The sequence below is a fragment of the Bacillus sp. 7705b genome, from assembly GCF_002289525.1.
Taxonomy (GTDB): domain Bacteria; phylum Bacillota; class Bacilli; order Bacillales; family Bacillaceae; genus Bacillus; species Bacillus halotolerans.
Genome location: NZ_NSDH01000031.1, coordinates 33,803 through 42,035, shown reverse-complemented (window position 1 = coordinate 42,035; position 8,233 = coordinate 33,803). Strand labels below are relative to the sequence as shown.

Below are 8,233 nucleotides of genomic sequence, written 5' to 3'. Positions count from 1 at the left end.
GGGAAGGATGTTTTCTCTATAGATATCAAGACCCAGTGTTACGACGACATTGCTCTCTCCGGGAAGGAAAAGCGCTATCCGGTGTTATTCTATGTTTGCTGCGGGGGCGGTTCTCCAGAATGGGGTACAGTGATCTGTACAGACTTGGCAAGCATGGGATATGGTAAGCATCGGCCATCAGAATAGCACGATGTATAAGCGTAAAGATGGGCGCCTGTTTAATGTTTCAAAGGATTTTTCGGATGTCATTATGGCGTTTTCTGAAGATCCAGAGATGCTGGCGTTGGCTGGTAAGATGGAGATGCGGCCTGACGATGAAACTGCCATTGAGATGTGCCATAACTTGCTTACACTGCCGATACTTGCCAAGTTAACAGAGTATAGTGAATTACAGGCAGAAGATGTAAGGTATGTAGCCGATTATCTTTACAAACTGGACTCTGGAGAGCTGAATTCCATCTTTAAGGGCAGATTGTTGCTTGACATCGGCATGGGCATAGTCGGACATTCTTATGGAGGGCCTACGACGGCGATTGTTTGCCGGGACGACGACCGGTTCGCCTGCGGGATTGGCTTGGATAGCGGTGCGTTCGGCCTTCTCGACAGCGACCTTAAGAAACCCTTTTTGCTACTGTTTTGTGAACCTAACTATAACATGAATGCGATAATTGGCGATAACAATAGCATGGAAACCTATTATTTCTCTGTTGATCGTGTTGCGCATTTAGATTACTGCGACATCGTGTTTACCAGTGTTAATGAGGAACTCAGAGGCGAACGGGATGCTATAGAGATGCGAAATCTTGTTACAGACTATACGAAGAACTTTTTTGATCATTACATACTGCAGAAGGCTGCAAGTGTGGAGAGTCTGGCATACGATGGCGTGGACTTGATCAAGAAGACCAGCAACAAGTGACATAACCGAATTGGGCATTGGAAGCGGCAAAACAATTAAAAAAATCAACTGACGAAATAGATTATTATTACAAGCTCAAAGGTGCAATGATTTGTCAAATTTCATTGCACCTAAACAATTTGTGGATTTACGACTTATTTTAGTTAACATAATATATATTCTAGGAAGTAATTAATTTCAAAGAAATTCTGTCTCAATAACAAAGTATACTTAAGTTAGTGAGACAGAATAAGAAAATTACTTGCAGGTTGGCCAATTTCGATTGCTTTTATTTCAAGTGTCAAATGCCTGAGCTTCAGCAAGTCTTATTAAGAAACTTTAAAATGGCGAAGTCAACCCATAATATACGGCTTCCAGCTCTTCCAATGTCATATCACCGTATGCGCATTTGATCACCGAATCAGCAAACTCATCATAATCATAATCGCTGGTAAAGCCTTGCTGCAGAAGTTTTTCGTAGGCTTCAATCTGTTCTTTTTGGTTTTGGATATCTTTTTCCTTTCCTGGATAGTCCGGTCCGTTAACCAAGTCGCTGTTTTGTTTGAACAGCAACATATACTGTTTCAATGTTTCGTCCACAGCTTGTACCTCCTTGTTCTGCCGCTGATTAGATAATGAAAACGGACACCAATTGTGATGTCCGTCAAAACAGTCACTATTTGGGTTCTGTTCCCCAAATCAGTTTTCCGTTATTATATAATGTGATTTTTTTTGTATCTTTAAACGTATTTGACTGGAAAAAAGAATAATCACCGGCTTGTGAATAATTGCTCCAGTCCTCATTGTGAAGACGAATTTGAATTTCTCCGGTGCTTGCTCCCGGTGACAGCGTCCCGTTTCTAAACCCAAGTTCCAGATAGGCATCTGCACCTTTTACAGGTTTATGTAATGTCACAAACTTGTGCGTCACATTGCTGCATCCGATCTTCGCGTAATCACAGTCGAAGTTTTGGCCTTTGTTTTTCGTGTTATACCAGTAGCGGACAGTTACATTTTTTAAGTTAACGGTGGTCTTGCTGTTGTTTTTCACATTGATCTGAGGACGGATTTGGTTGCTGTTCACACTTCCATCCCCTGTTCTGTATTGCACAGAGATGCTGTTTTCCTGTGCGGGTTTCTCTTGCTTTGGCGTCTCAGATCTGTCTTCACTCGAATTTTGGGAGCCGCGGATGTTTTCTCTTACAAATGTCCCTGAAGCGGATAAATCTGATAACGGCCAGCCGCCTGTTTTAGATGCCCCCGGCTTTAAAGCTGAGGATGATTCCTGCTTATCAGAAAGGTTCCAGTTTACCCAGCTGATTTTCTTGCTGTCGAGATAATTCAGCCATTCCCTCGACTGGTCAAGGTATACCCCTCCATTTCCGGAAGCGTCACTCGTCCCCCATTCCGTTACAAAAATCGGAGCTCCTTTGCTGAGCGCATAGTCCGCTTTATCCCTTAAAAACTGGCCGTGTGTACCGGCATAAAAATGAAGCGCGTACATGACGTTTGCATCCTTAAGCTGATCATCCGCAGCATCGTTGACATCCTGGCTCCAAGTGCCTGTTCCGGTAATAATGATGTTATCCGGGTCATTTTTACGGATAACGGAAATCACTTCTTCCGCATACGGTTTGATATCGCGCTTCCAATTTACATCACCGTTCGGTTCATTAGCAATTTCATATATAACGTTTGGTGAGCTTCCGTAAAGGCTTGACATTTCCTTAAAGAATTCTTTTGCCTTCTCTTTATTTTGATTTGGATTGCCATCATTTAAAATATGCCAGTCAATGATGACATATATTCCGAGCTCTTTTGCCGCTTCAACAGCTTCTTTGACTTTATTTTTCACAGACGGATTCTCTATATAACCGCCGTCAGCCGTGTACATTGCCGCCCGGAAGACGGTAATTCCCCAATCGTCTCTTAGCCATTTTAAAGTGTCTTTATTGACATAATCGCCGAACCACTGCAAACCGTGTGAGCTGATTCCTTTTAGCTGCACCGGTTTTCCGTTTTGATTGACTAGCTGAGTACCTTTAATGCTAAGCTGGCCATTAAGGGCTACAGGCGTTTTCGCCCCTGCTGCAGATGCTTCTGGTGCCGCGACACCGCTAATTGTTAATACTGTCATTAATAAACATGCGATAAAGATAGAGACTGAACGTTTCATATAGCATTCTCTCCTCCTTCAAATAATCATGTAAAACGTATGCCTAATAGCTGCCGCTCTCCCTCCCTTTCTTTTTTTAAACACGCACTCATTGTAAAAATCTTTCTCATGATTGTCTATCAACCTAATCTCTTGTTTTTAGGCGGCTTAAAAGCCTGTCTATTGACTCTTTTTGTGTTGCTTCCTATACAGCTGACACGTGTATATCAGGGATAAAAGTGTTTGATCAGGACTTTACACGTTATTTTTTGATGAAATCAAAAGATTCCGCTTTTTTTCCGGCAAATAAAAAGCTGCATTCAAGTCATTGAATGCAGCCGTATTCTTTATAAATTATGCTTCTTGTTTCTCATCTTCCCAAGTTTCAGCGTGTTTCAATCCTGGGATATTTTTTGCTTTAAACACAGGATCAAGTCCTTGTTTGCGCTGTTTCGCGTAATCTTTATAGACTTTGTATGCTACATTTGACAGCAGTGTGATCACAACTAAGTTAATCAGCGCCATGAGCCCCATAAAGAGATCCGCCATGTCCCAAACAAGTTGAAAGTCTGCCATACATCCGTAAACAACCATAAAAATAACCGCGATACGGTAAATATTCAGCCATAGCTTGCTAGTTTTAATAAATTCAATATTTGTCTCACCATAATAATAGTTTCCGACAACTGAACTGAATGCAAACAAGAACATTGCGATGGCTATAAATGTCGGCGTCCAGCTTCCAATATGGTGATTTAATGCAGCCTGTGTTACTTGAATACCGTCACCTTTTGGCGTTACGCTGTAAAGTAATACGATAAACGCAGTGGATGTACAGACAATAAATGTATCGAAAAATACACCCAATGTCTGAATAAGACCCTGTTTTGCCGGGTGCGAAACATGAGCTGTCGCAGCTGCATTCGGCGCGCTTCCCATTCCTGCTTCGTTAGTGAATAGTCCCCGTTTTGCGCCTGTTATAATGATGCCTCCTAAACCGCCGCCGACAATTTGTTCGAAGCCGAAAGCGTTCTTGACAATTGTTGCGATAATTCCTGGGAATGCAGAAATGTTAGTAATCACTACATATAAAGCAATAAGAATATAAATGCCTGCCATTACCGGAACAATTAATTGTGATACCGCCACAATACGTTTTAAACCGCCAAAAATAATAAACGCAGTTAAAACAGCAAGAATGATGGCTACTGCTGTTTTATTCACATGAAAAGCGCCATCTAAGGCACCCGCTATTGTGTTAGTTTGAACAGCGTTAAAGATTAAACCGAACGATACAGTAATTAAAACAGCGAATACAATGCCGAGCCATCTAGCTCCAAGCCCCTTTTGGATATAGTAGGCCGGTCCGCCGCGGAAATCCTCCCCGTCTCTCACCTTATAAAGCTGCGCTAACGTACTCTCAACAAAGCTTGAAGCCATCCCTACAGCAGCTACAACCCACATCCAAAATACAGCTCCTGGTCCGCCTGTCGCAATTGCTAAGGCCACACCAGTCAAATTTCCTGTACCAACTCGGGATGCCGCAGAAATAAAGAACGCCTGCATAGATGAAACGCCTTTATTTCCTTCAGGCTTCTCACCTACTATTCTAAACATTTCAATAAAATATCGGAATTGGATAAAACCAAAGCGAATTGTAAAAAATAATCCAAGTCCTACTAAAATATAGACTAAATAATCCCAAATAAAGGCACTTGGAATATTAATCATTTTGCTGAAAAAAGACTCCATACTTACCTCCCGTTTTTGCAATTCATGCTGAATTCATTTTTGATGTTAGATTTTTTAACACAACGAGTATTATTATATCACAATATGTCGAATTAGAAAGTTTTTTCGGAAGAATATTATGTTAGTTTGATTTTTTATTTTCTATGAATAAAATCATTAGAAATCAATAAAAAGAGTCTCCCTTTCTATTCATTCTCCGCTTGTTTCTCCCTAACCTTAGGGTGTATATCGTGATAATGTTTGAGCTGCAAACATATCTTTAAAATATGTTTTGAATCACACCCTAGATCGGGTATACATATACTAATAAAAGACATTTCACTTTAAAAAGGAACTGAAACGATATATACTTAACAAAGTGAATTTTATTTTTAAATTTAATAAATCAGGTTTACTTTTAAGATGGTCTGGGGTATCATTATAAAAATATTCAGTAATATCGAAGGGGGGAGATCATTTGAAAAAAGTAACGATACTTAAAGCGTCCATCTTATTTTTGGCGATTGCCAGTTTTCATTTGTTCTCAATTCCCCACGCCTTTGATATTGGCCATCATTATAAAGCGGTAGCCGACCAGCAGGAAATGCATGAGATGAAAGCTGGCCAAAATGCAGATGATGAAAAGAAATCCATCACCGGAGCTTTTGCGCTGACTGCCTTCTCAATGGCTGTGCTGCTGATGACCGCGGAAAACAAAGATATATGTTACTCCCGGAGACGGCAGCGAAGAAAAAGCTTTATACTGGCCAAATTTTATCAATCGTCTTATTTCGACAAACTTCATGTTCAACATCACCCGAATATATAACGAAAATATGAGGAGGCTGTTAACATGTTGTTTATCTTAAGAATGGTGATTTTAGGCTTGTTCTCTTTCACAGCGCTGAACTTATTTGTATGGCAAGGTATTGAAGTCATTCATGCCGTGACAGACTTATTCACCAGCCATGAAAGCTGATGAAAAACAAAATATACCCGCTCACGATATGTGGGCGGGTTTTTTAATGATTATTCAGTTGTAAGACGCCAGACAGCTGTGACCTTGCCTGATTCTTCTTCATCAATAAAGAATGAACCATTGCTGTATCTGTCGTTTGTTCGCAGCTCTTTAGCCTGCAGTTCTTTTCTGTCCCCTTTTTCCGTTTCTGCCATAAACCATTCATCTAGTCCGCACGCGAACAGCGAAACGACACGATGCGGATTTTTCTTCAGTTCACGCAGCATAACGACTCCCCGTTTTGCACGGGAGGTCTTTTCAAACTCAGAAAGACTCATACGTTTGACCGCTCCCCGCTGTGTAAACAATACGAGAGAATCAGACTCATTCAGAATTTCTCCTGACACGACAAAGTCTCCATCTTTCAAGTTAATTCCTTTAACGCCAGCTGCACGTGCGCCCACAACATTTACTTCATCTTCTCCAAACCATAGGCCATATCCGAGATGTGTCGCCATCAAGATCTGACTGTCACCATTTGTCACATGTACATCAATCAGCTCGTCTTCACCCTTTAGATTTAACGCCACAAGTGCTTTAGAATAACGCTGTGCTTTGTAATGGGTGAGTTCTGTCTTTTTCACCATGCCGTTTTTCGTGAAGAATAAAAGATAAGCAGATGGATCAAACTCTTTTATCGGTATGGCCTTTACAATCGTTTCGTCACGTTCAATCGTGATTATGTTAGAAAAGTGCTGGCCCATGTCCTTCCATCTGATATCAGGCAGCTGGTGAACCGGACAATAGATATAGCTTCCCTTATTCGTGAACAGCAGCAGCACATCTGTCGTATTCATTTCAAACTGGTGCAGCATCCTGTCTGTGTCCTTCATTCCAAAATCCTGTCCGTTTGAAGCGGCAAAGGAACGCTGGCTTGTGCGCTTTAAGTAGCCATCTTTTGTAACGGTCACGTATACATCCTCAGAGGCAACCATGACTTCAAGATTAATTTTGATTTCCTCAATTTTTTCTTCAATGACAGAGCGTCTCGTGTCCGCATATTTCTTTTTCAGCGCTTTTAAGCTGTTTGTAATGACCTTTAACAGCTTTTTATCATTGCTCAAAATCGATTCAAGCTCTTCAATATTTTTGCTGAGCTCTTCAGCCTCTTCCTTGAGCGCTGTGATATCGGTATTTGTTAAACGATATAGCTGCAAGGACACGATAGCTTCAGCCTGAGGCTCAGTGAATTCATATTTCGCCATTAAATTGTTTTTGGCGTCACGTTTATCGCTTGAGGAGCGAATCGTTGCGATAACTTCATCCAAGATCGATAAAGCTTTCATAAGACCTTCTACAATGTGATGTCTGTCTTTTGCTTTTTGAAGCTCGTAAACGGATCGGTTTGTCACAACTTCTTTTTGGTGGCCGATGTATGCATCTAAAATAGATGGCAGACTCATCAGCATTGGACGGCGGTTGTGGATCGCCACCATATTAAAGTTATACGTAATCTGTAAATCAGTATTTTTATATAAGTAATTCAAAATTCCCTTGGCATCTGCTTCTTTCTTTAGTTCTACGACCACTCTAAGGCCGGTTCGGTCTGTTTCGTCTCGAACCTCGGAGATGCCCTCAACCTTTTTATCAATACGGTACTCGTCCATTTTTTTCACAAGGTTGGCTTTATTGACTTCAAACGGAATTTCTGTAATCACAATTTGCTCACGTCCGCCTCTGATCGTTTCGATCTCAGCTTTTCCGCGGATAATAATTTTCCCTTTTCCGGTTTCGTAGGCTTTTCTAATGCCATCAACGCCCTGGATAATTCCGCCTGTCGGAAAGTCAGGCCCTTTGATCACTTCCATGAGATCGTCTACAGAGCATGACGGCATTTGAATGCGTTTAATAACAGCATCAATGACCTCTCCTAAATGATGAGGCGGTATATCAGTCGCGTATCCTGCAGATATACCGGTAGATCCGTTGACCAGCAAGTTAGGGAACATAGCCGGAAGTACAACAGGCTCCTTGCTTGTATCATCAAAGTTTGGGACAAATTCAACAGTATTTTTGTCAATATCCCGCAGAAGCTCTGATGCAATCGAAGACAACTTCGCTTCTGTGTAACGCATGGCCGCCGGAGGATCTCCATCTATACTTCCGTTATTCCCGTGCATTTCAATTAATACATTCCGCACTTTCCAATCCTGGCTCATCCGCACCATTGCTTCATACACCGAACTGTCACCGTGCGGATGGTAGTTACCGATGACATTACCGACCGTTTTGGCCGCTTTTCTGAAATTTTTATCAAATGTGTTTCCGTCCGTATGCATCGCATACAGAATTCTGCGCTGTACGGGCTTTAAACCGTCGCGCGCATCAGGCAGCGCCCTGTCTTGAATAATATATTTACTATAGCGTCCAAAACGGTCGCCGATCACCTCTTCTAATGGTAAATCATGAAATAATTCTGGCTGTGACAATC

General features: G+C 41.5%; 6 protein-coding genes and 1 pseudogene. 3 read left to right on the top strand and 4 right to left on the bottom strand.

All coding sequences use genetic code 11. The features are described from left to right. Window positions 1-919: pseudogene (locus CJU60_RS12515) on the top strand (alpha/beta hydrolase); the annotation flags it as partial. A gap of 318 nt (window positions 920-1,237) precedes the next feature. Here CJU60_RS12515 and CJU60_RS12510 read toward each other — a convergent pair. The 3 genes from CJU60_RS12510 to CJU60_RS12500 form a co-directional block, all read right to left on the bottom strand. Beyond that, on the bottom strand, window positions 1,238-1,498 hold the full coding sequence (locus tag CJU60_RS12510; protein WP_059291729.1) for a YnfE family protein: 261 nt from the start codon (window positions 1,496-1,498) through the stop codon (window positions 1,238-1,240). 76 nt (window positions 1,499-1,574) lie between these two features. Then, window positions 1,575-3,074 carry a cellulase family glycosylhydrolase gene (locus tag CJU60_RS12505; protein WP_024121598.1) on the bottom strand — a complete coding sequence of 500 codons (1,500 nt, stop codon included), beginning with the start codon at window positions 3,072-3,074 and terminating at the stop codon, window positions 1,575-1,577. Between the two features lie 333 nt (window positions 3,075-3,407). Further along, window positions 3,408-4,805 carry an alanine/glycine:cation symporter family protein gene (locus CJU60_RS12500; protein WP_024121597.1) on the bottom strand — a complete coding sequence of 466 codons (1,398 nt, stop codon included), beginning with the start codon at window positions 4,803-4,805 and terminating at the stop codon, window positions 3,408-3,410. Between the two features lie 457 nt (window positions 4,806-5,262). Between CJU60_RS12500 and CJU60_RS12495 the strand changes: the two genes are divergently transcribed. Together CJU60_RS12495 and CJU60_RS21865 are read left to right on the top strand one after the other, a co-directional pair. Then, window positions 5,263-5,613 carry a hypothetical protein gene (locus CJU60_RS12495; protein ID WP_044155717.1) on the top strand — a complete coding sequence of 117 codons (351 nt, stop codon included), beginning with the start codon at window positions 5,263-5,265 and terminating at the stop codon, window positions 5,611-5,613. A gap of 24 nt (window positions 5,614-5,637) precedes the next feature. Next, window positions 5,638-5,763 carry a hypothetical protein gene (locus CJU60_RS21865; protein WP_010334426.1) on the top strand — a complete coding sequence of 42 codons (126 nt, stop codon included), beginning with the start codon at window positions 5,638-5,640 and terminating at the stop codon, window positions 5,761-5,763. A 50-nt stretch (window positions 5,764-5,813) separates the two neighbouring features. On the opposite strand, the gene parC is transcribed toward CJU60_RS21865, so the two are convergent. Further along, window positions 5,814-8,231, bottom strand: a complete 2,418-nt coding sequence (gene parC, locus CJU60_RS12490; RefSeq protein ID WP_095713929.1) for a DNA topoisomerase IV subunit A — start codon at window positions 8,229-8,231, stop codon at window positions 5,814-5,816. Window positions 8,232-8,233: the final 2 nt, after the last annotated feature.

Bases quoted from the DNA above. Each gene is read 5' to 3' on its own strand.
- CJU60_RS12500 (WP_024121597.1), bottom strand. From the start codon at position 4,805: ATGGAGTCTTTTTTCAGCAAAATGATTAATATTCCAAGTGCCTTTATT.
- CJU60_RS12505 (WP_024121598.1), bottom strand. From the start codon at position 3,074: ATGAAACGTTCAGTCTCTATCTTTATCGCATGTTTATTAATGACAGTA.
- CJU60_RS21865 (WP_010334426.1), top strand. From the start codon at position 5,638: ATGTTGTTTATCTTAAGAATGGTGATTTTAGGCTTGTTCTCTTTCACA.